This window comes from Comamonas sp. w2-DMI (genome assembly GCF_040187735.1).
Classification (GTDB): domain Bacteria; phylum Pseudomonadota; class Gammaproteobacteria; order Burkholderiales; family Burkholderiaceae_C; genus Comamonas; species Comamonas terrae.
On sequence record NZ_JBANEL010000014.1, the window covers coordinates 113,375 to 135,483 of the forward strand.

The 22,109-nt window shown below is 68.3% G+C and carries 18 protein-coding genes and 1 pseudogene; 9 read left to right on the forward strand and 10 right to left on the reverse strand.

What is annotated here, in order from left to right:
* Positions 1-112 precede the first annotated feature (112 nt).
* The 5 genes and pseudogenes from V8Z74_RS15715 to V8Z74_RS15735 all read left to right on the forward strand — a co-directional run bounded on the left by V8Z74_RS15715 (position 113) and on the right by V8Z74_RS15735 (position 9,441).
* Positions 113-2,131 carry an alkyl/aryl-sulfatase gene (locus V8Z74_RS15715; RefSeq protein ID WP_349710065.1) on the forward strand — a complete coding sequence of 673 codons (2,019 nt, stop codon included), beginning with the start codon at positions 113-115 and terminating at the stop codon, positions 2,129-2,131.
* A 248-nt stretch (positions 2,132-2,379) separates the two neighbouring features.
* A complete protein-coding gene (locus tag V8Z74_RS15720) occupies positions 2,380-3,705 on the forward strand; it encodes an efflux RND transporter periplasmic adaptor subunit (RefSeq protein ID WP_349710067.1) in 1,326 nt (441 codons plus the stop codon).
* A 32-nt stretch (positions 3,706-3,737) separates the two neighbouring features.
* Positions 3,738-6,912 (forward strand): annotated as a pseudogene (locus V8Z74_RS15725) (efflux RND transporter permease subunit).
* Complete coding sequence (locus tag V8Z74_RS15730; RefSeq protein WP_349710069.1) at positions 6,909-8,369, forward strand: efflux transporter outer membrane subunit; 1,461 nt, start codon at positions 6,909-6,911, stop codon at positions 8,367-8,369. Before V8Z74_RS15725 ends, V8Z74_RS15730 begins: the two are co-directional and overlap by 4 nt.
* A 220-nt stretch (positions 8,370-8,589) precedes the next feature.
* On the forward strand, positions 8,590-9,441 hold the full coding sequence (locus V8Z74_RS15735; protein WP_066479247.1) for a MetQ/NlpA family ABC transporter substrate-binding protein: 852 nt from the start codon (positions 8,590-8,592) through the stop codon (positions 9,439-9,441).
* Between the two features lie 9 nt (positions 9,442-9,450).
* On the opposite strand, the gene V8Z74_RS15740 is transcribed toward V8Z74_RS15735, so the two are convergent.
* From V8Z74_RS15740 to V8Z74_RS15780, 9 genes are all read right to left on the reverse strand, one after another.
* Entirely contained in the window at positions 9,451-10,680 is a 1,230-nt protein-coding gene (locus tag V8Z74_RS15740; protein ID WP_349710071.1) for a protein kinase domain-containing protein, read from the reverse strand.
* Positions 10,681-10,712: 32 nt separating this feature from the next.
* Complete coding sequence (locus tag V8Z74_RS15745; protein ID WP_349710072.1) at positions 10,713-11,072, reverse strand: copper-binding protein; 360 nt, start codon at positions 11,070-11,072, stop codon at positions 10,713-10,715.
* Between the two features lie 27 nt (positions 11,073-11,099).
* A complete protein-coding gene (locus V8Z74_RS15750; protein WP_349710073.1) occupies positions 11,100-11,618 on the reverse strand; it encodes a DUF411 domain-containing protein in 519 nt (172 codons plus the stop codon).
* Between the two features lie 25 nt (positions 11,619-11,643).
* Positions 11,644-12,135: a cupredoxin domain-containing protein gene (locus V8Z74_RS15755; RefSeq protein ID WP_349710074.1), complete on the reverse strand. Its 492-nt coding sequence runs from the start codon at positions 12,133-12,135 to the stop codon at positions 11,644-11,646.
* Between the two features lie 20 nt (positions 12,136-12,155).
* Complete coding sequence (locus tag V8Z74_RS15760) at positions 12,156-13,538, reverse strand: multicopper oxidase family protein (protein WP_349710075.1); 1,383 nt, start codon at positions 13,536-13,538, stop codon at positions 12,156-12,158.
* 152 nt (positions 13,539-13,690) lie between these two features.
* Positions 13,691-15,157 (reverse strand): TolC family protein, encoded by a 1,467-nt coding sequence (locus V8Z74_RS15765; RefSeq protein WP_349710076.1) that lies wholly within the window; start codon positions 15,155-15,157, stop codon positions 13,691-13,693.
* Positions 15,154-15,477, reverse strand: a complete 324-nt coding sequence (locus tag V8Z74_RS15770; RefSeq protein WP_349710077.1) for a hypothetical protein — start codon at positions 15,475-15,477, stop codon at positions 15,154-15,156. Before V8Z74_RS15770 ends, V8Z74_RS15765 begins: the two co-directional genes overlap by 4 nt.
* 146 nt (positions 15,478-15,623) lie before the next feature.
* Positions 15,624-15,944: a hypothetical protein gene (locus V8Z74_RS15775; protein WP_349710078.1), complete on the reverse strand. Its 321-nt coding sequence runs from the start codon at positions 15,942-15,944 to the stop codon at positions 15,624-15,626.
* A gap of 224 nt (positions 15,945-16,168) precedes the next feature.
* On the reverse strand, positions 16,169-18,298 hold the full coding sequence (locus V8Z74_RS15780) for a heavy metal translocating P-type ATPase (protein WP_502879558.1): 2,130 nt from the start codon (positions 18,296-18,298) through the stop codon (positions 16,169-16,171).
* Between the two features lie 39 nt (positions 18,299-18,337).
* On the opposite strand from V8Z74_RS15780, the gene V8Z74_RS15785 reads away from it, so the two are divergent.
* The 4 genes from V8Z74_RS15785 to V8Z74_RS15800 all read left to right on the forward strand — a co-directional run bounded on the left by V8Z74_RS15785 (position 18,338) and on the right by V8Z74_RS15800 (position 21,500).
* A complete protein-coding gene (locus V8Z74_RS15785; protein WP_066479303.1) occupies positions 18,338-18,814 on the forward strand; it encodes a MerR family transcriptional regulator in 477 nt (158 codons plus the stop codon).
* 75 nt (positions 18,815-18,889) lie between these two features.
* Entirely contained in the window at positions 18,890-19,693 is an 804-nt protein-coding gene (locus tag V8Z74_RS15790) for an MlaE family ABC transporter permease (protein WP_349710079.1), read from the forward strand.
* 65 nt (positions 19,694-19,758) lie between these two features.
* Positions 19,759-20,787: an MlaD family protein gene (locus V8Z74_RS15795; RefSeq protein ID WP_502879559.1), complete on the forward strand. Its 1,029-nt coding sequence runs from the start codon at positions 19,759-19,761 to the stop codon at positions 20,785-20,787.
* Positions 20,784-21,500, forward strand: a complete 717-nt coding sequence (locus tag V8Z74_RS15800; protein ID WP_349710081.1) for a hypothetical protein — start codon at positions 20,784-20,786, stop codon at positions 21,498-21,500. The genes V8Z74_RS15795 and V8Z74_RS15800 overlap by 4 nt, the downstream gene beginning before the upstream one ends.
* Positions 21,501-21,608: 108 nt before the next feature.
* Here V8Z74_RS15800 and V8Z74_RS15805 read toward each other — a convergent pair whose 3' ends face one another.
* Positions 21,609-21,770 (reverse strand): hypothetical protein, encoded by a 162-nt coding sequence (locus V8Z74_RS15805; RefSeq protein ID WP_169798054.1) that lies wholly within the window; start codon positions 21,768-21,770, stop codon positions 21,609-21,611.
* Between the last annotated feature and the right edge of the window lie 339 nt (positions 21,771-22,109).

Consider the following 22,109-nt stretch of genomic DNA (forward strand, 5'->3'; position numbering starts at 1 on the left):
CAATGAGGGCAATGAATCCAGTGCATTGAATTTCATTTCATTATGCATTGGACTCAATTGGCGGCGCTGCCCAGAATGCCTTGCCATGCATCACAAAGCAAGGAGAACGCATATGCCCCCTCTTTTCCGTACCGGAGACCGGACCGTCGTGCCCGGCAAGGCGCTGTGGCTGGCGCTGGCCGCCAGCAGCCTGCTGTCGGCCTGTGCCGGCTTGCAGGCTGAAAGCGGCTCGGGCGTGCTGCAGGCCGGTGTGGCCAGTGCGCGTACCCAGGCCGCGCAGCAGGCGGCGCGCGAGGCCTTGCCCGCCGACGAAGCGCAGGACCGGCAGGATGCCGAGCGCGGCCTGATCGCGCGCCCCACGGGCCGCGTCGTGGCAGCCGACGGTCGCGTGCTCAAGGATTTCGATGCCTACGGCTTTGTGCAGGGCGCGGCGCCCGACACCGTGAACCCCAGCCTGTGGCGCCATGCCCAGCTCAATGCCCAGGCGGGCCTGTTCAAGGTGGTGGATGGCATCTACCAGCTGCGCGGCTTCGACATGGCCAACATCACGCTGATCGAGGGCCGGGCCGGCTGGATCGTCGTGGATGCGCTCACCAACCGCGAGATCGCCGCCTACGCCATGCAGTTCGCGCGCCGGCACCTGGGCGACAAGCCGGTCACGGCGCTGATCTTCACGCACAGCCATGCCGACCATTTCGGCGGTGCGCTGGGCGTGATTTCGCGCGAGGAGGTTGCGCGGCGCAAGGTCCCCGTGGTGGCGCCCGCGGGCTTCATGGACGAGGCCACCAGCGAGAACCTGCTGGTGGGCGGGGCCATGTCGCGCCGCGCCATCTACCAGTTCGGCACCCGGCTGCCGCTGTCGCCCACGGGCAATGTGGACACGGGCCTGGGCAAGGACCTGGTCAGCGGCCATGTGGGCATACTGCCGCCCAATGTGACCATCGACCAGCCGCAGCAGGAGCTGGTGCTCGACGGCGTGCGCTTTGTCTTCTACAACGTGCCGGGCGCGGAGGCACCCTCGGAGCTGACCTTCACCATTCCCGAGCGAAAGGCCTACGGCGGGGCCGAGAACCTGGCGCAGACCATGCACAATCTGCTGCCCATACGCGGGGCCAAGGTGCGCGACGCGCTGCGCTGGGCCGACTACCTGCAGCAGGCGCTGGAGCAGTCCCGGGGCAGCGAGGTGTATTTCGGCCAGCACAACTGGCCAGTGTGGGGGCAGCAGCGCATTGCGGGCTTCATCAGCCGGCACCGCGACATCTACAAATACACGCACGACCAGACGGTGCGCCTGATCAACAAGGGCCTGGCGCCGTCCGAGATCGCCGACCGGCTGCGGCTGCCGGCCTCGCTGGCGGACTTCTGGGGCGGTCGCGGCTACTACGGCGATCTGCGCCACAACGTCAAGGCCGTGTACCAGCTCTACCTGGGGGCCTACGACGGCAATCCCGTGAACCTGGACCCGCTGCCGCCGGTGCAGCGCGCGCAGCGCTATGTGCAGGCACTGGGCGGCGCGGACAAGGCGCTGGACCAGGCCCGCCAGGCCGCGGCCGGAGGCGACTACCGCTGGGCTGCCGAGCTGCTGCAGCATGTGGTGTTTGCCGTGCCGGAAGGAACGGACGCCGGCAAGGAGGCCAGGGAGCTGATGGCGCGCTGCTACGAGCAGCTGGGCTTTGTGGCTGAATCGGCCACCTGGCGCAACAGCTACTTGACGGCGGCGCAGGAACTGCGCCAGGGCACGCCGCAGCTGTCCCAGGACCGGGCCGCCATGGCCGAGATGATGGCCCAGGTGCCGACCGAGCGCTTCCTCGAGGTGCTGGCCACGCGGCTGGACGGCAGCAAGGCCGAAGGCAGGCGGTTTGCGATGAACCTGGACCTCAGCGATGTGGGCGAGCAGTACCGGCTGTGGCTGGAAAATTCGGTGCTGCATTTCCGCCGTGGAGAACCCGACCCCCGCGCCCCGGTGAGCCTGCGGTTGACGCGCCCGGCTTTCCTTGGCCTGCTGGCCGGTGCCAAGCCGGGCCAGGCAAGGGAGCCTGCCGTGCAGGTGCAGGGCGACAAGGCGGCGCTGGCCGGGTTTCTGCAACTGTTCGACAAGAGCGAACCGGGCTTTCCCATCGTCACGCGCTGAAACGCGCGAATGTGTCGGCAGATCCGCCTGCCCGGGGCTGTAAACACTTTGCAACACTTTTGCGCAATAGGTGCAAGTGCCCGGCGATTTACCGCACGCCCGTGCCTGGCTGGGGGCAATGTGCGGGCATGATGGATGGCTGGGCCCTGCCGGCTGCCAGAGTGCGGCCTTCGGCAAGGCGCTTTACAAAGAAGAAATATTGGCGTCGCACAATGGTGGGGCGTTCCAGTTTGACCATTTGCCCGCGTATGAATCTCGTCTTGCCCACTTCGCTGAGTCCGCGCCAACAGGCGCGTTTTTGTTTTTCTGCCAGCGCAAGTCCTGAGCAAACGAAAGCCCCGCGAACCACTTCGCGCCTGCGCTGGGCATTGGGCGCCCTGCTGGTGGCCGGGGTGCTCGCCGGCTGCTCCAAGCCGGGCGACGACAAGGCTGCGGCGCCCAAGGCGCTGGCCGAGGTCGGCGTGGTCACGCTGCAAAAACAGAGCCAGCAGCTCGATGCCAGCCTGCCGGGGCGCACGCGCGCCTTCATGACGGCCGAGGTGCGGCCGCAGGTCTCGGGCATCATCCAGAAGCGCCTCTTCACCGAGGGCGCCTTCGTCAAGCAGGGCCAGCAGCTCTACCAGATCGATCCCGCCACCTTCCAGGCCGCCCAGGCCAGTGCCGCCGCTGCCCTGGCCAAGGCCGAGGCCAGCCAGCGCACGCTGGCCGCCACGGCGCGCCGCAATGCCGAACTGGTCAAGATCGACGCCATCAGCCGTCAGGCCTACGAGGAAAGCCAGGCCGCCGCAGCCCAGGCCCAGTCGGATGTGGCCGTGGCCCGCGCCAACCTGGAAACCGCGCGCATCAACCTGCAGTACAGCCGCATCCAGGCGCCGATCAGCGGGCGCATCGCGCTGTCGTCGGTCACGCCCGGCGCTCTGGTCACGGCCAACCAGTCCAATGCGCTGACCACCATCGTGCAGCTCGATCCCATGTATGTGGATTTCACCCAGGCCAGCACGGAGCTGATCCAGCTGCAGCGCGAGATCGCGGCCGGCCGCTTCGCCAAGGTAGACGGCGACAAGATTCCCGTGCGCATCCGCCTGGACGACGGCACCGAGTACGCCCATGAGGGCAAGCTGGCCTTTGCGGGCGTGATCGTCAACGACACCACGGGCACGGTGACGCTGCGCGCCGTGGTGCCCAACCCGGCCGGCCATCTCATGCCCGGCATGTATGTGCAGGCGCTGCTGCCCACGGCGCTGGCGCCCGATGCGTTGCTGGTGCCCCAGCAGTCGGTGACGCGCGACCTCACCGGTCGCCCCAGCGTGCTGGTCGCCAAGGAAGGCAAGGATGGCACCGTGGTCGAGAAGCGGGACGTGGAGCTGGACCGCGCCATCGGCAGCCAGTGGCTGGTCCAGGCCGGCCTGCATGCCGGCGAGCGAGTGGTGGTCGAAGGCTTCCAGCGTGTCAAGCCCGGCGACAAGGTCAAGGTGGCGGAGGTAGACCTCAAGGCCAAGGCCGAGCGCAAGAGCCCGCCCGGCCAGCCTCCGGCCCTGGCCGCCGCTGAAGCAACTGCCCGCTCCCCCCAATGAATCGCAGAGACAGATAGGGCAGGACAGCGCACATGGCTCAGTTTTTCATCAACCGGCCCATCTTTGCCTGGGTCATCGCCATCGTCATCATGTTGGCCGGGGCTTTGTCGATCTCCAAGCTGCCGCTGGAGCAGTATCCCGACATCGCCCCCCCCGCGCGTGACGATTTCGGCGCAATACACGGGCGCCTCGGCCGAGACCGTCGAGAACTCGGTCACCCAGATCATCGAGCAGCAGATCAAGGGCATCGACAACATGCTCTACATGAGCTCGACCAGCAATGCGTCGGGCCAGGCCCGCATCACGCTGACCTTCGCGCCCGGCACGAATATCGACGTGGCCCAGGTGCAGGTGCAGAACAAGATCCAGGGGGCGCTCAACCGCCTGCCCGATTCCGTCAAGAGCCGCGGCGTGTTCATCAACAAGGGCGGCCAGGATTTCCTGGTCACCTACAGCTTCTACTCGCTCGATCCCGAGATGGACGAGGTGGACATCGGCGACTACATCAACAGCAACCTGGTCGATGTGATCGGCCGCATCGAAGGCGTGGGCGACATCAACGTCTTCGGCACCTTCTATGCGATGCGCATCTGGATGGACCCGGCCAAGATGGAGAAATACGGCCTGATGCCATCCGACATCGCGAATGCGCTCAATGCGCAGAATGCCCAGGTCTCGGCGGGCCAACTGGGCGCGCTGCCGGCCGTGAGGAACCAGCAGCTCAACGCGACGATCACGGCGCGCACCAAGCTCAAGACGCCCGAACAGTTCGAGGCCATCGTGCTCAAGTCGGCCACCGACGGCTCGGTCGTGACCATCAGGGACGTGGCCCGCGTGGAGCTGGGGGCGGACAACCTGTCCATCCAGGCCAAGCTCAACGGCATGCGCGGCGCCGGCATGGGCATCATCCTGGCCGACGGCGCCAACGCCATGGCCGTCTCGGACGCCGTGGCCGCCAAGCTGGCCGAGCTCAAGCCGTACTTTCCGAACAAGATCGAGTATTTCGTGAGCTCCGACTCCACGCCCTTCGTGCGCGCTTCCATCCACGAGGTGGTCAGCGCGCTGGGCGAGGCCATGGTCCTGGTGGTGATCGTGATGTTCATCTTCCTGCAGAACCTGCGCGCCACGCTGATCCCCGCGATCGCCGTGCCCGTGGTGCTGCTGGGCACCTTCGGCGTGCTGTCGGCAGCCGGCTACTCCATCAACACGCTGACCATGTTCGCCATGGTGCTGGCCATCGGCCTGCTGGTGGACGATGCCATCGTGGTGGTCGAGAACGTGGAGCGCGTGATGCACGAGACCGGCAAGTCGGCCAAGGAGGCCACGCGCCAGTCCATGCGCGAGATCACGCCGGCGCTGGTGGGCATCGGCGTGACGCTGTCGGCCGTGTTCGTGCCCATGGCCTTCTTCGGCGGCTCCACGGGCGTGATCTACCGCCAGTTCTCCATCACCATCGTCGCGGCCATGGCGCTGTCGGTGTTCGTCGCGCTCACGCTCACGCCCGCGCTGTGCGCCAGCATCCTCAGGCCGCCCGCGGCCCAGGGCCATGGCCCGGCGCGCACGGGCCTGCTGGGCGTGAATGACCGCTTTTTCCGCTGGTTCAACCGCAACTTCGATGCCACGGCCGCGCGCTACCAGGGCTCGGTGGCCTATGTGCTGCGCCGCACCAAGCGCATGGCGCTGATCTTCCTGGCGGTCTGCGCGGCGGTTGCGCTGCTGATGCACCGCCTGCCGACCTCCTTCCTGCCCGACGAGGACCAGGGCTTTGTCTATGTCAACGTCAACCTGCCTTCGGGCGCGGCCGACGTGCGGCTGCAGGACGTGCTGGACCAGACGCGGGACTACCTGCTCAAGCAGCCCGAAGTCATCAGCTTCAACCAGGTCTCGGGCCTCAACGGCGACCAGAGCTCGGCGCGCGGCTTTGTGCGGCTCAAGCCCTGGGCCGAGCGGCCCTTGCCCTCGCAGTCTGCGGCGGCCCTGGCCCACCGCGCGACCAGGGACCTGGCCTCTATCCGCGATGCGCGCGTCTACGTGATGCAGCCGCCGGCCGTGCGCGGCCTGGGCGCCAACGCGGGCTTCAACTTCATGCTCAAGGACATCAACGGCATGGGCCATGCGGCCCTGCTGGCCGCCGCCAACTACGTGCAGGATGCCGCGCGCAAGCGCCCCGAGCTGACAGCCGTGCGCACCACCAACCTGGAGGATGCGACCGAGCTGCGTGTGGACATCGACGACCGCAAGGCCGGCGCCCTGGGCCTGTCGTACAGCGACATCAACAGCGTGCTGTCCAGCGCCATGGGCGGCACCTACGTCAACGACTTCCTGAACAACGGCCGCGTCAAGCGCGTCTACATCCAGGGCGATGCGCCGCACCGCATGCTGCCGCAGGACATCGCCAAGTGGACGGTGCGCAACAGCAAGGGCGAGATGGTGCCGTTCGGAGCCTTTTCGCGCTCGTACTGGGCCTATGGCTCGCCGCAGCTGGTGCGCTACAACGGCGCGCCGTCCTATGAGTTCATCGGCAGCGCCGCACCCGGCGTGAGTTCGGGCGTGGCCATGGCCGCGGTGGAGGACATCCTCAAGGCGCTGCCGGCCGGCATAGGCTACGAATGGACCGGCGCCTCGCTGCAGGAGCGCCAGTCGGGCGCGCAGGCGCCCATGCTCTACGCGATCTCCATCCTGTTCGTGTTCCTGTGCCTAGCGGCGCTGTATGAAAGCTGGACCGTACCGCTGTCGGTGATGCTGGCCGTGCCGCTGGGCGTGGTCGGCGCGCTGCTGGCCACCTATCTGCGCGGGCTGACCAACGACGTGTACTTCCAGGTGGGCCTGCTGACCACGGTGGGCCTGGCCTCCAAGAACGCCATCCTGATCGTGGAGTTCGCCGTGCAGCTGCAGGAGCAGGGCAAGAGCGTGTTCGATGCCACGGTGGCCGCCGTGCGCCTGCGCCTGCGCCCGATCCTGATGACCTCGCTGGCCTTCGGCTTCGGCGTGATCCCGCTGGCCATAGGCACGGGCGCCGGTGCCGGCGGGCGCAATGCCATCGGCACGGCCGTGCTCGGCGGCATGGTGGCCTCCACCGTGCTGGGCATCTTCCTGGTGCCGGTGTTCTTCCTGCTGATCCGCAGCTGGTTCAAGAGCCGCTCGCGCCACGACGATGCGCAAGCCTCGCCGGCGGCACCGCATTCAACCCCGGAGAGCGCCGCATGATGCGCCCGATGATGAGAACCACGCTTCACGCCCTGCCGGCCGCCCTGGCTCTGCTATTGGCCGGCTGCAATCTGGCACCCACCTACCAGACGCCGCAGTTGCCGGTGCCCGAAACCGTCGGCACCGATGGCGCTCCCGCGCAGGCCGGCGAAGCCGGGCTGCAGCAGGCCGAAAGCCTGCAGTGGCTGCAGTTGCAGAAGCTGCGCCAGGTCGTGGCCCTGGCGCTCACGCACAACCGCGACCTGCGCGTGGCCGTCGAGAGCATCGAAAAGGCACGGGCCCAGTACGGCATCACGCGCGCCGACCTGCTGCCCGGCGTCAATGCCCAGGCCCAGGCCAACCGCGCACGCACGGCGGCCGACCTGAATGCCAGCGGCCGCTCCACGCTGGCCACGCAGTACACGGCCCAGCTGGGCTTTGCCAGCTACGAGCTGGACCTGTGGGGCCGCATCCGCAACCTCAGCGATGCGGCGCTGCAGCAGTTTCTGCAGAGCCAGGAGAACCGGCGCAACGTGCAGATCGGCCTGGTGGCCGATGTCGCCAACGCCTGGCTCACGCTGGCGGCCGACCAGGCCCGCCTGCAGCTGGCCAGGGACACGCTGGCCAGCCGCGTCAAGGCGCTGGAGCTGACGCAGCGCATGTACGAGATCGGCTCGACCTCGGGCTTGGTGCTGGCACAGAACCAGACCACGGTGGACACGGCCCGCGGCGACGTGGCCAGCTTCACCGCCCAGGTGGAGCGCGACCGCAATGCGCTGCAGCTGCTGGTGGGCGGGCCCGTGCCGGCCGATCTGCTGCCTGACGCCGGGACATTGGCCCGGACGCCGTCCGCCGGCGTGGCCGCGCTGCAGGCCGTGCCCGCGCCATTGCCCTCCAGCGTGCTGCTGCAGCGCCCCGACGTACAGGCTGCCGAACGCAATCTGCGCGCCATGAACGCCAATATCGGCGCGGCGCGCGCAGCCATGTTCCCCACCATCAGCCTCACGGCCAGCGTGGGCACGGGCAGCACCGACCTGGACCGCCTGTTCGGCGCCGGCAACGGCACCTGGAGCTTCGTCCCGCTGGTGCGGCTGCCCATCTTCGACGCGGGCCGCAACCGCGCCAACGTGCAGGTGGCGGAGAGCAACCAGCGCATTGCGCTGGCGCAATACGAGAAGGCCGTGCAGACGGCATTCAAGGAAACCGCCGACGTGCTGGCCGACCGCGCGCAGTGGAACGAGCGCCTGGAGGCCCAGAACAGCATGGTCGAGCACACGCAGAAGGCCTACGACCTGTCGAATGCGCGCTTTCGCACCGGGGCCGACAACTACCTGACCGTGCTCGATGCGCAGCGCAGCCTCTATGCCGCGCAGCAGACGCTGATCGGCCTGCGCCTGTCCGAGCAGATCAACCGCGTGACGCTGTGGAAGGTGCTGGGCGGCGCCGAGGGCGTGGCGCAGCAGTCTGCTCCTCAATAAGGAGCGAATGGCGCTTATGGGGCAAGGGAAGCAGCTCATGCCGAGCAGGTGGTGCGGGAGCGGCGCAGGCCGGCGCGCTGCCTGCCGGCGGTTGCCCGGGACAGTGCTTATTCGTGTTGCGGAATAAGCAGAGAGTTTTTTATTTGTTGGCAATTGGGCAGGCTATCGGGATACTGGCACATCCCGTTACGTTCCATCCGTTTCAAGAAAGCCAGCCTCCATGTTCCGTTCCGCCACCCGTTTCCTTGCTTGCGTAGACAACACCCGCCGCCAGGCGCTGGCCGTGGCCGCCCTGGCCGTGGCCGGCGCGTTCACCCTGCCCGCCATGGCCCAGGATGCCGCCAAGAAGCAGCTGGTGATCGGCGGCACGGCCGGCTCCAACATCGACCAGCTGCAGGCCGGCATCGTGCCGCTGCTGCAGAAGAAGGGCTACAAGGTCAAGCTGGTGGAATTCAACGACTATGTGCAGCCCAACCTGGCGCTGGCCGACGGTTCGCTGGACGCCAACTTCTTCCAGCACGAGGTGTATTTCAACCAGTTCAAGGGCGACCGCAAGCTGGACCTGACCGCCCTGGTGCAGGGGCCCATCGCCCCCATGGGCGTGTATTCCAAGCAGCGCAAGTCGCTGGCCGAGCTCAAGGAAGGCGACCGCGTGGCCCTGCCCAACGACGCCAGCAATCTGGCGCGCGGCATTTTGCTGCTGCAGCAGGCCGGCCTGGTCAGAATCAAGGACGGCGTGAACCCGCTGCGCGTGTCGGAACTGGACCTGGCTGCCAACCCGAAAAAAATCAAGCTGGTGCCGCTGGACGCGGCCCACCTGCCGCGCGCGCTCGACGATGCGCAGTACGCCATCATCAACGGCAACTTCGCCATCTCCTCGGGCCTGAAGCTCTCGGACTCCGTGCTGCTGGAAAAGACGCCCGAGCAATACCTGAACATCGTGGCCGTCAAGACCAAGGACAAGGACGCGCAGTGGGCCAGGGACCTGGCTGAGGCCTTCCGCTCCGCCGAATTCAAGGCCGTGGTGGACAGCAAGTTCGCCGGCTACGCCAAGCCGGCCTTTCTGCAGTAAGCAGGCCTGTCAGGACCGGGAGGGCGTGGCGATCCTGGCCTGAACCTCCGCCTCCAGATGGCGCAGCGCCCGCAGCTCGATCTGCTGCAGCTGCGCCGCCTGCTTTTCCGGCAGTTCATGCAGCAGCGCGGCTGCGCCGAAGTCGCTGAGCACCATGTCGCCCGTGGCGGGGTTCCAGAGAACATTGTGGGCGTAGAGGTCGCCATGCAGCAGGCCGCGCCCATGCAGGTGGGCGACGGCGCCGCGCAGCCTGTCGAGCAGGCGCCGGGCGGCAGCAGGCGCGAAGCGCGCATCTGCGGCATAGACATCCCGCGTGCAGCTTTGCAGGCTGGGCGGGCCTGCCAGCGGCTGCATGGCGGACGCCAGCAGCGGCAAGGCCATGGCCAGCGCGCCGCCGGGGCAGCCGTGCACGGCGCCAAGCGGCGTCAGCAGCTGCGGATGCCGGCCCGCGGACAGGCCGGCGGCCAGCTCGGACTGCGGCGTGCCGTCGCTGGTCTGCCCGGCCTTGAAGACCTTGAGTGCCATGGCCCGCTCCGCGCCGCTGCGGAAATGGCTGGCGCGATGGATATGGCCGCTGGCGCCTTCGCCCAGCAGTTCATGCACTTGAAGGTCTTGATGGAAAAAGGCGTTTCCCTCATGTGCAGCAAGCGCAAGCTGCTCGCTTTTTTGCGTCATCGGATTGCCGGCCAGGGCCAGCCAGGCCAGAGAGGGCAGCGCGAATACCACGGGCGGAACGGCCTCGAAGCGGTTGCCGGCAATGCGCAGCAGCTCCAGCCGCCCGCATTGCGCCAGGCTGCCGGGCAGCGTGTCCAGCCGGTTGCAGGCCAGCATCAGCTTTTGCAGGCGCGCGCGCTCGCCCAGGGCCGCAGGCAGGGCGCTGATGCGGTTGTCGGTGAGGATGAGCCAGCGCAGTCGCGGCGGCAGGCTGTCGGCGGACACATGCGTGATCCGGCAGGCCTTGAAGCCCACCATCTCCAGCTGCGGCATGCGGCCCAGCACGCGCGGCAGCTCGGTGAACGGGTTGCCCGAGCCGAACAGGATGCGCAGCCTGGAAAAGCGCGTGAAGTCATCGGGCAGGGCGGTGAGCCGGTTGCCCGAGAGATCCAGGCTTTCCAGCGTGCCGGCCAGTTCGTAAAGCGCGGGTGGAAAGCGGGGCAGTCCATCCGAGAGCCGGATATGGCGCGCGCCGGCCAGCTCGCCGCTGGCGAGCTGTGCATGGAGCTGGTCGAGTGTGAGCATGGGGCCCGCAGTCTACGCGCCTTCACCAGGCTCTAGGGATGGGCGGCCTTGTTGATATGCGTGATGCTCAGGGTGCCGCCGTCATCCTCGGCGTGGAACAGCACCTTGTCGCCGGCCTTGAAGTCCGCCGCCGCGCCAGGGTTCTTCAGCGCAAACACCATGGTCATGGCCGGCATGTCCAGATTCCGGATGTCCTCGTGGCGGATGGTGAGCTTGCCGCCGCGGGTGTCGACGCGCGTGATTTCGCCGGCCGTGAGCACGGTGTCCTGGCTGGCGGCGGCAGGCGTGGCGCCGTGGCCGGCATGGCTGGAATGGTCCTGGGCCGCGGCGGGCGCGGCCAGGGCGGCGCAAAGGCCCAGGGTTGCCACGAGAGAGAGCAGAGTGTGGTTCATGAGGTGTTCTCCGGTATCTGGGCGGGCTCAGCCGCGGTAGCTGGTGAAGACGCTGGTGGCTACATCGCTGTTCATCAGGTTCCTGGTGACCAGCAGCACGTCATACGGGTCCTTGCGGCCCCGGTATTCGGGGCCGTCCATGCCCGGGCTGCCCACGGGCATGCCGGGCACGGCCAGGCCCAGGGCCCTGGGCTTTTGCGCCAGCAGCCTGTGCACGTCGGCCGCCGGCACATGGCCTTCGAGCAGATAGCCTGCGACCAGGGCCGTATGGCAGGAGCCCAGGCGCTGCGGCAGGCCCAGCCTGGCGCGCACGGCGTTGTTGCCCGTGTCGTGCACGGTCACGGCAAAGCCGTTGGCCTCCATGTGGACAACCCAGTCCTTGCAGCAGCCGCAGTTCGGGTCTTTCCAGACCTCGACGGGTATCGGCTTGGCGGGCGTCACTGCCCAGAGGGCTGGGGCGGCCAGCGCGGCGCAGCCGGCGGCAATGCGGCCCAGCACGCGGCGGCGCCCGGCAGTGGCGATGGAGGGGCGTTGTGTATACGTCATGGAAAATCCTTGGTGGGAGTGGATATCAGGGTGTCACGGTGATGGTTCCGCGCATGCCGGCCTGGTAATGCCCGGGGATGAGGCAGGCAAAGTCGAAGCGGCCCGCGCGGTTGAACGTCCAGACCAGGTCGCCGGCCTGGCCGGGCGCCACATGGGCCATATGGGGCTCGGCATGCTCCATGGCGGGAAAGCGCTGCATCAGCCGTGCGTGCGCGTCCAGCGAGGCCGGTGTGCCGAGCACGATTTCGTGCATGGCCTGGCCCTTGTTCGCCACGCGCAGCCGCACGGTTTCGCCAAGCCGCACGCTGATGTGCGCCGGCGTGAAGCGCATGTCGTCGCCCATGTCCAGCGTGACGGTGCGCAGGGCGGGCTCGGCCTTACCCGCAATGCCCCAGGGCTTCTGTTCCCCGAGAGGTGTGGCGGCCGCGGTCCGTTCGTGAGGCAGGCTGCCGTGGGCGAGGGCCGCGGCCGGGCCGGCCAGCAGTGCTGCGGCGCAGACCAGGTGCAATGTTTTCATGGTGTGTTCCTTGCGCGGATTCAGTGATGTTCGTGGCCTGTGGCGGGCTTGCGCACGCCGGGCGCGCCTGGAGCCCGGCCGGGCGCCGTCTGGCGGGGGGCCGGTGGCGCCCCCCGTCCGTCGGCCGCGTATTCGTAGGCCACGGTGCCCGCGGGGTGCCGGTACCAGCCCGGGTCGCGGTAGTCGCTGGCGCCCAGGCCCTTGCGCACCTTGAGCGTGGTGAACATGCCGCCCATTTCCAGGCTGCCGAACGGGCCCTTGCCGCTCATCATCGGAAAGGTGTTGTCGGGCAGGGGCATCTGCATATTTCCCATGTCGGCCATGCCGCGCTCGCCCATGACCATGTAGTCGGGCACGATCTTCTGGATCTTCTGCACGAGGCCGCTATGGTCCAGGCCGATCATGGTGGGCACATCGTGGCCCATGGCGCCCATGGTGTGGTGGCTCTTGTGGCAGTGCAGGGCCCAGTCGCCCGCCTCGTCGGCCACGAATTCCATCTGCCGCATCTGGCCCACGGCCACGTCGGTGGTGACTTCGGGCCAGCGCGCGCCGGGGGGTACGGGGCCGCCGTCGGTGCCCGTGACCTCGAACTCGTGGCCGTGCAGGTGCACGGGGTGATTGGTCATGGTCAGGTTGCCCACGCGCATGCGCACCCGGTCGCCCTGCCGTGCCACCAGCGGACTGATGGCCGGGAAGGACCGGCTGTTGAAGGTCCAGATATTGAAGTCCGTCATCTCGTTGACGCGTGGCGTCATGGCGCCGGGCTCGACGGCGAACGAGCCCAGCAGCCAGGCGTAGTCGCGCTGCACCTCGGCGATCAGCGGGCTCTGCCCTTTGGGGTGGGTGATCCAAAGGCCCATCATGCCCATGGCCATCTGCACCATCTCGTCGGCATGCGGGTGGTACATGAAGGTGCCGGGCCGGCGCGCCGTGAATTCGTAGACGAAGGTCTTGCCGGGCGCGATATGCGGCTGGGTCAGGCCGCCCACGCCGTCCATGCCGTTCGGCAGGCGCTGGCCGTGCCAGTGCACCGTGGTGTGTTCGGGCAGGCGGTTGGTGACGAAGATGCGCACCCTGTCGCCCTCGACCACCTCGATGGTGGGGCCGGGGCTTTGCCCGTTGTAGCCCCACATGTTGATGGAAAAGCCCGGTGCCACCTCGCGCACCACGGGCTCGGCCACCAGATGGAATTCCTTGGTGCCATCCTTCATGCGCCAGGGCAGGGTCCAGCCGTTGAGGGTCACCACGGGGTGGTAGGGGCGGCCGTTGGGCGGCACCAGGGGCGGGGCGGTTTCGGCCGAGGACTGGCTCGCGGCTTCGGGCAGGGCCGCCATGGCCACGCGATTGACGGCCGTGGCGGCAACGGCGCCGGCTGCCGCTGTAAAAAAATTACGGCGTTGCATATCAGTCCTCCATGGCGCTTGGGCACCGTCCGCAGGTCATGAAACTGGCGGATCTCAAGCCAGGGACACCGAGGAAGGGCCGCCCCGCACCGAGGGTGTGGTCCCCCTTGCAGGGGGAAGCGGCAAAGCCGCTCAGGGGGTGATGTTTCATCTCAGTGGCTTTCATTGTTGGTGCTGGGGAGGGATGCGGAAGCCTGCGGCGCGGGGGCACCTGGCGATGTACCGGGGGATGTGCCGGTCAGGGCCAGCTGCAGATCGGTATCGGCCAGCCAGAAGTCGCGCTGCGCTTCGGTGGCCGCGGCCACGGCCTGGGTCGTGGCGCGGGCCTGGGCCAGCAGCTGCCAGACGCTGGCAAACATGCCGTTGTAGCGGTAGACGGTCTCTTCCTGGACCAGGCGGGCCAGGGGCAGGACCTCGGCCTGCTGCTGGTGGGCCAGGTCCCAGGCCGTGCGGTAGCGCAGCCAGCTGGTGCGGGCCTCGCTGCGGGCGGCGATGGCGTTTTCGCGCAGCAGGGCCGCGCTGCGCTCCATGCCGGCCCGGGCCTGGCCGCGCGCCGCGCCGCCCCAGTCGAACAGGGGGATGGGCAGCGCCACTTCCCAGCCATGCTTGCGGCTTTGCTCTCCGGTGGAGCGGTCCGTGCTGCGGTTGTGGGTGTAGGCCAGCCCGATGTCGCCGAACAGGGCGTTGACACCGGCCACGCCGTGCCGCTCGGCCATCACATCCAGGTCGCGGCGCAGGGCACGCAGGTCCAGGCGCTCGCGCAGCGCCGTGGCTTCGGCATCCTGGCCCTGGCGCAGCGCCTGGGCTCCGGGCAGGGCCGGCAGCTTTTCGGGCAGCTCGAAGCCCGCCTGCAGCCCCCACAGGCCCATGGAGCGCGCCAGGGTCTCATGCTCGATCTCGGCTGCCAGCCGGGCCCGGGCAAGGGCGGCGCTGGAGGCCTGCTGGGCGGCAATCTCCCGCGCCTGCTCCAGCTTGTTGAAGTTGCCGATGGCGCCCATGCGGCCGGCCAGTTCGGCGCCCAGGCTGGCGGCTTCGCTCATGCGCTCGTTGGCGGCCAGTACCTGGCGGGCCGCCACGGCGCGCAGCCAGGCCCGGCGCGTGTCGGCCGCCACGGCCAGCACCTGCTGCGCGGCGGTCAGCGTGGCCTGCTCCATCTGCCAGCCCTGCCAGCGTGTGCGCCAGGGAAGGGTGAGGATGTCGATCAGGCCGAAGCTCAGCTGGCGCTCCAGCTCCCGCTCGGAAGCGCTGGTGAAGCGCCCCAAGGTCATGCTGGGGTTGACCAGGGTGAGCGCGCGCACGCGTTCGGCATCGCGTATGCCCAGCTCCGCCAGGCGTGCCTGCAGGCCCGGATTGTTGAGCAGGGCGATGCGTACGGCGGTGTCGGCATCGACTGGCTTTTCCAGCCATTGGGCGATCTGCGCCTGGGCCTCGGCCCGGGCTTGCGGATCGGTGCCGGGCAGACGGCTGTCCGGGGGCAGGCGCTGTTCCAGGTGCCTGGCGACGGCACTGCGCTGGCCGTCGGCGGACAGGCTGGCGCAGCCGGCCAGCACCAGGGCGGCGGCCAGGGCGGCGGCCAGGGCGGCCAGTGGACGTATGGAGGCCAAGGACTGCAATGTCATGGCTGCTCCTTGCGGTGCATCGAATGCTCCCGGGACGGGGTGGGCTGGGGCCTGCCCGCCTGGCTTTTTTCCCAGCGCACGATGTCGGCATGGCCGCGCGCAAAGCGGGCCACGGCGGCGTTGGCGGCCTTCCAGTCGGCGTCGGCATTGAGGACTTTCCTGCCCGCCGCCATGGGTGAGGCGTCAAGCGGCCGTGTCGGCGCTGCGGGGTCGAGCAGGGAAGGAGGGGCCGATGGCGAAGAGGGTGGCTCGGCGGCGGCCGGCAGGGGCAGGCTTGCCGCGATGAGCGGGAGACAGTGAAGAAGCTGCGCAAAGCGCATGGCGTTTTCCTGAAAACATGAAAAAGATCACGTTCCGCGAGCAGCCTGCGGCTATGCCTGCTGTTAGGGACCAGAATGGGCCTAAAGCAAGCAGTATCCGGCGTTGGTTGCTATGAAAATTGCGGACGCACCAAGGGTGTGTGCGTTCAGGAGATGGGGGGTTTGGTGGCCCGCGCGGGTGCCGCGCTGGCAAAGCGCGTGTCGGCGGTTGCGTTCAGGCCGGCTTCGGGGCCGAGGCCGGGCAGGCCCGGCAGGGCCGGGTGGGCCAGCGCCGAGTGGCAGATGCCGCAGGCGCTGCATGAATGGCCCAAATGGCCGGCGCAGCCCGGGCCGGAATCCGCATCGGCATTGCAGTGCTCCGCAGCCTGGGCTGCTTGCGCGTCCTCATGCAGGGCATGGCCGCCGGAGTGCATGCCATGCCCCGCGGGCATGTCGGTGGCCTGGGCAATGGCGGGGGGGGGCATCATGCGGCGTGGTCAGGCCCATGGCCATGGCGTCGCCCAGCAGGCCGCGGGCGGCCAGCAGCAAAACCATGAAGAGGGCGAGGAAACAACGCATGGGCGCAATGATACTGGCAGAGAAGGGGCAATGGCCTATGGCATTGATGCATTGCAAGCCAGGGCCTGGGCGGGCCGCGCCGCCCCGCCCCGAAGCAAAGGCCGTCGTTCCCTGCGGGAAGACGGACAGCGTCTCAGGGCGACCATTTTCTCAGGCGCAAGCCGTTGGCCACGACCAGCAGGCTCACGCCCATGTCGGCCAGCACGGCCAGCCACATGCTGGCATGGCCGCTGACGGCCAGCAGGAAAAAGGCCAGCTTGATGCCCAGGGCCAGGCCGATGTTCTGCCACAGCACGCCGTGGGAGCGCCGGGACAGGTCGACCACTTCGGGAATGCGGCGCAGGTCGTCGTTCATCAGCACCACGTCGGCGGTTTCCATGGCCATGCCGGTGGCATGCATGCCGCCCATGGCAAAGCCGATATCGGCCTGGGCCAGGGCCGGCGCATCGTTGATGCCGTCGCCCGTCATGGCCGTGGGGCCGATGTCGCGCTGCATCTGCGCCAGCGTGGCGAGCTTGTCCTCGGGCAGCATGTTGCCGCGCGCGTCGGCAATGCCCGCCTCGGCGGCCACGGTGCGCACGGTGGCGGTGTTGTCGCCGCTCAGCACCACGGGCTGGACGCCCAGGGCCTGCAGCCGGGCCACGGCCTCGCGGGCCCGGGGGCGCAGCGGATCGGCCACGGCAAACAGCGCCTGCACGCCCCGGCTGTCGGCCAGCAGCGTGACGGTGCGGCCCTGTTCTTCCTGCCGCATCAGCGCGGCCTTGAGAGCGGCATGCGCTCCGGCGGATTCATGGCCCCAGCCCTGTTCTTCCACCCAGCGCAGATTGGCCAGCGTCCAGGTCTCGCCCAGGATGCAGGCCTGCACGCCGCGTCCGGGCAGTGCCTGCAGCGACTGGGCTTCGTCGAAGTTGTGGCCGACCTGGTCGGCCAGGCCTGCTGCAATGGCCCGGGAAACCGGGTGGTCCGAACGCGACGCCAGCGCATAGGCGCGCTGGGCCATGGTGTCTGCCGGGGCCTGGTTCCAGGCCTGCCAGTCCACCAGCCCGGGCGTGCCCGTGGTCAGCGTGCCGGTCTTGTCCAGGGCGATGGCCTTGAGCTGGCGGGCGCTTTCCAGCGCGCTGCCGCCCTTGATCAGGATGCCGCGCCGGGCCGCTGCCGTGAGCGCGCTGACCACGGTGACGGGCGTGGACAGCACCAGTGCGCAAGGGCAGGCGATGACCAGCAGGGCCAGTGCCTGGTAGGCGGCCTGCTGCCAGCTCCACTCCATGACCCAGGGTGCCAGCAGGCCCAGCGCCACGGCCAGCAGCAGCACGACGGGGGTGTAGACCTGGGCGAAGCGGTCCACGAAGCGCTGCGTGGGCGCCCTGGACGCCTGGGCCTGTTCCACTGCATGGACGATGCGCGCGATCAGGCTGTCGTTGGCGGGGGCCGTGACGCGCACATGCAGCTCGCCGTCCTGGTTGATGCTGCCGGCATACAGCGCGTCGCCAGGACCTTTGTGGGCCAGGGCGCTTTCGCCGGTGATGGGGGCCTGGTTGACCGAACTTTCGCCTGCGGTGATCTCGCCGTCCAGCGGCACGCGTGCGCCGGGCACGATGCGAAGCACGGAGCCCAGCGGCACCTGGCTGGCGGCCGTGCGGCGGGTGCTGCCATCCTGCTGCAGCACATCGGCGGTTTCGGGCGCCAGCTGCAGCAGGCTGCGGATGGCCATGCGGGCCTTGTCCATGGCCTGGTCCTCGATGCGCTCGGCGGCGGCATACAGGGCCATGACCATGGCGGCCTCGGGCCACTGGCCGATGATGAAGGCGCCGGTGACGGCCACGGTCATCAATGCGTGGATGCCCAGGCGCAGGCGCAGCAGGTCGCGCAGGCCCGCCTTGTAGATGCCCAGGCCGGCCAGCGCGATGGCGACAACGGCCAGGCCCATGCCCAGGTAGTGGAGCAGGTCGGCATAGGCACTGCTGCCGTCGCCGCTGAACCAGTGGCAGGCCTCGGCGGCCAATGCGGCAGCCAGCGCCGCATAGATGCGCGGCCAGCCGGGCAGCACGCCGTGGTCGTGGCCGGCATGGTCGTCGCCTGCGGCGTGATCGTGCTTGTGGTCATGTTCCTCGTGGCCATGGCCGTGCACAGGGGCGGTGGGTGCCGGCGCGATGCTGAACGGCGTACAGCAGCCGGTGCCGCAGGAGGCGTCTTGCCCGGCAGGCACCGCGCGCGGCAGTGCGCCAGACAATGTACCGGAGGAGGTCGGGTGTTCTTGCTTCATGGCAGTATTGAAAACAATGAAGTCACTTCAAGGTCAAGCATGTCCGGCAAAGATCTCGCCGCACCGCGCTGGCGCATAGGCGAAGCCGCCAGGCGCTCGGGGGTGGCGGCCCCCAATATCCGCTACTACGAGCGCGAGCAGCTGCTCTCGCCCGGCGTGCGCGAGGACAACCAGTACCGCCTCTACAGCGACGCAGACCTGCACCGGCTGCGCTTCATCCGCCTGTGCCGTGCCATGGACATGTCGCTGGACGAAGTTCGCAGGCTGCTGGCGCTCGACGGTGCATGCAAGGCCGACTGCGTGGCCGCGCGAGAAACGCTGGACGCGCACCTCGAGCATGTGCGCGAGCGCCTCAAGGAGCTGCGCGCGCTGGAGCATGAGCTCGAACACCTGCGCAGCCAGTGCGACGGCACCGACAGCTACTGCCACATCATCGAGACCCTGCATGCCCAGGCCGACGAGCCGCTGCCCGAAGCCCTGCACGGCAATGCCGCCGCAGGCAAGCGCCATGTCTGACGGCCGGATGCCGGCCGCCGCGCATCCTGGTGGGTCCTCGGCTGCCGCGTTGGGGGCTGGCGCTATCATTTCAGCATGAGCTGGAGCGAGATTACCCTGCGCACGCCGGGCCGCATGTGGGCGTCCCTGGGCCGCCATGCGCTGGCCTGGGGGCGCGGCATCTATCTGGCGGCCGTGATGCTGGTGCTGGTAGCCTCTCCCTCCAGCTATGGCCACGGTGCGCGCACGCTGATGGCGCGGCAGATCTATGTGCAGACGGCCCCCGTCCTTGCCGGGTTCACCGCGCTGGCCGCCCTGTTGTGCGCGGTGATTGCGCGCATCGTGATCGTCACTGCACAAAGCTACGGGCTGTCGCGCTACGCGCTGGACCTGGTGGTTCGCGTCATGGTAATCGAGCTGATTCCGCTGACGGCTGCGCTGTTCGTGGCCATGCGCTGCACCATACCCGCCGGCGTGCAGGTGGTGCAGATGCGCGCCAGCGGCCAGCTGGCTGCATGGAAGGCCCGTGGGATCGATCCCATCCGCGCAGCCCTTGTACCGCGCGCGGCGGCCGGCGTGTTTGCGGCCATCACGCTGGCGGCGCTGAGCTGCGCGGTGGCGCTGGTCACCGTGTATCTCAGCGTCTACGGCTTCAGCCTGGCAGGCTTTGGCATCTACACGCGGGTGTTCGGGCAGGTGTTCACGCCGTCGCTGACGCTGGTGTTCGTGCTCAAGACCTGGTTTTTCAGCCTGACCGTGGCCATCATGCCCATGGCTTCGGCGCTGTACATGCCGCTGGCGCGCAGGCGCCAGGGCGGCGAGGAACTGGGCGGCTTCGCGCGCATGTTTGCCGTGCTGCTGCTGATCGAGGTGATTTCCCTCATGGGCAACTATTACTGACGAGGACGGGATGACCCGAAACCAACGACATGGCCTGTGCTGCACAGGCGGGCTGGATGGCCGCAATGACGGACGCTAGGCCGGATAACCAGGCGGGCACCCGGTCGGATGCCCCGCTCGATGCCGGCCGGCACGACACGCCGGAGGAGCTGCTGGGCCTGAAGCCTGTCGCGCATCTGCGCGCCAAGGCGACGGCACTGCTGCTGTTCACGCTGGGCCTGATCCTGGCCGCCGTGCTGTATCTGCTGTATGCGCGCGGCGTGTTCGAGCCCACGGATCTGCTGGTGCTGACGGCCGACGACTCCCAGGGCGTGACTGCGGGCATGGACATGACCTTTTCCGGCTTTCCCATAGGCCGGGTGCGCAGGATAGAGCTGGCAGAGGACGGTTCGGTGCGCATACTGGTCGATGTGACCCGCAAGGACGCGCACTGGCTGCGCGAGTCCAGCGTGTTCACGCTGGTCAAGGGCATCGTGGGCGGCACCACCATCAAGGCCTACAGCGGCATCATGAGCGATCCGCCGCTGCCGCCGAACTCGGTACGCCCCGTGCTCAGCGGCGATGCCACGGCCGAGTTGCCGCAGATCCTCAACTCGGCCAAGGAAGTGCTGGCCAATGTGGCGCAGCTGACGGCCCAGGACTCGGCGCTGGGCGGCTCGCTGGCCGAGGTGCGCAAGCTGGCCGAACGCATGCAGGGGCAGGGCGGCATGCTGGGCGTGGCCCTGGGCAGCGACGAGGAGGCCCGGCGAGTGCTGGCGCTGGTGGAGCGCGCCAACGCGGTGCTCACGCGCATGGACCGCATGGTGGCGCGGGCCGACAGCCAGTTATTCGATGCCAACGGCGTCATGCCGCAGGTACGCGCCACCGTGGAGCAGCTCAATGGCCTGCTGGCGGACACGCGCAAAACCCTGTCCAAGGTCGATGCCGTACTGGCCGAGGCCCAGGCCGTGGGCGCCAATGCCCGCGAGGCCACGGCGGATCTGGGTGCCTTGCGCGCCGAGGTGGAGAGCAATCTCATGCGCCTGGAGTCGGTGCTCAATGATCTGCAGCGCAAATGGCCTTTTGCGCACAAGCCGGAGCTCAAGCTGCCATGACGCATTCCATCAAGCTCCTGGAAAAATGCATTGCGGGCCATACCAGGTGTGTGTTGGCAGCTATCTCCTTTGTAGCGCTGGCCGGCTGCGGCAGCCAGCCGCCGGCGCCCGACTGGGCCATCGGCGCCGAAGCTGCGGCACAGAAGGCGACCACCGCTTACCTCCAAGGCCAGCAGAGGGTGGAAGGCCTGCAGTGGCAAAAGGCCAGGGATGCCGTAGCCGGTACCGGGCGCCTGGACCTGGCGGCCCGCATGGAACTGATGCGCTGCGCAGCCCAGGTCGCCAGCCTGGAGTGGAACGGCTGTCCCGCCTACCAGTCACTTGCGCGGGACGCGGCTGTGCCCGAGCAGGCGTATGCCCGCTATCTGAATGCCGAGCCGCGTGCCGAGGATGTGGAGCTGCTGCCCCCGGATCAGCAGGCTGCGGCCCGGCATATCGTGGCCCGGGCCGGAAGGCCGCTGGCAGCGGAGGAGGTGCGGCAACTGATCTCTGCGGGCGAGCCGCTGCCGCGCCTGCTGGCCGTGGCCGTACTGTTGCGAGCGGGCCATGCCTCCCCCGAGCTGCTGCGGGCGGGAGTGGACATTGCGTCGGCCCAGGGCTGGCGGCGTGCGCTCATGGCCTGGCTGCTGCTGCAGGCCCAGGCGGCCGAACGCGCGGGAGATGCGGATGCCGCATCCCACATCCGGCGCCGGCTGGACTTGTTGCAAAAATGAAGGCTTGCCCAGGCACGCTATGGCAAAGGATTCAAAAATAGCGCTTACGGTAGAGCCGCTATGGTTTGCAGGTGTTTTTGGCCGGGAATACCCAAGGGCACCCGGCCGTTACAGCACGGAATTCAGCGTGGCGGCGTCGGTGAGCAGGGTGTCGGCAGCGGAAGCGGCATGTTCCATCGACAGCAGGCTCAGAGCAGCAATCACGGCCAGCACGACCGTGACGGTGAATGCAATGACAGGATGGCGAAAGAATGCTTTGGAGCCGGGCATGATGCTCTCCTTTCTCTAGGCCGGAAAAGGAATGCCGTCGCAACCATGTCCTAGAAAAAGCAGCGCGGCACCCTCATTGCAGCATGGCCGCTTGCCTGCGGCTGTCGGAAAAGGCCACTCGCCCGTGACGTCAGCGTGTCGGGTTCCCGTCGGAAAAACGCGCTGCGGTTTTTCGTAGTTCTCCCCACTCCAAAAAAAAAGCGAGGACCAGGCCTCGCTTGGGTTATGTGCCGGATGGCAATCCGGCCAGGGCATCAGAAGCGGTGGCGGATGCCGGCGATCAGGCTGGTGCCTGTCTTGGGGCTGGCATCGCTCACGCGGTCGTACATCAGGGCGGTG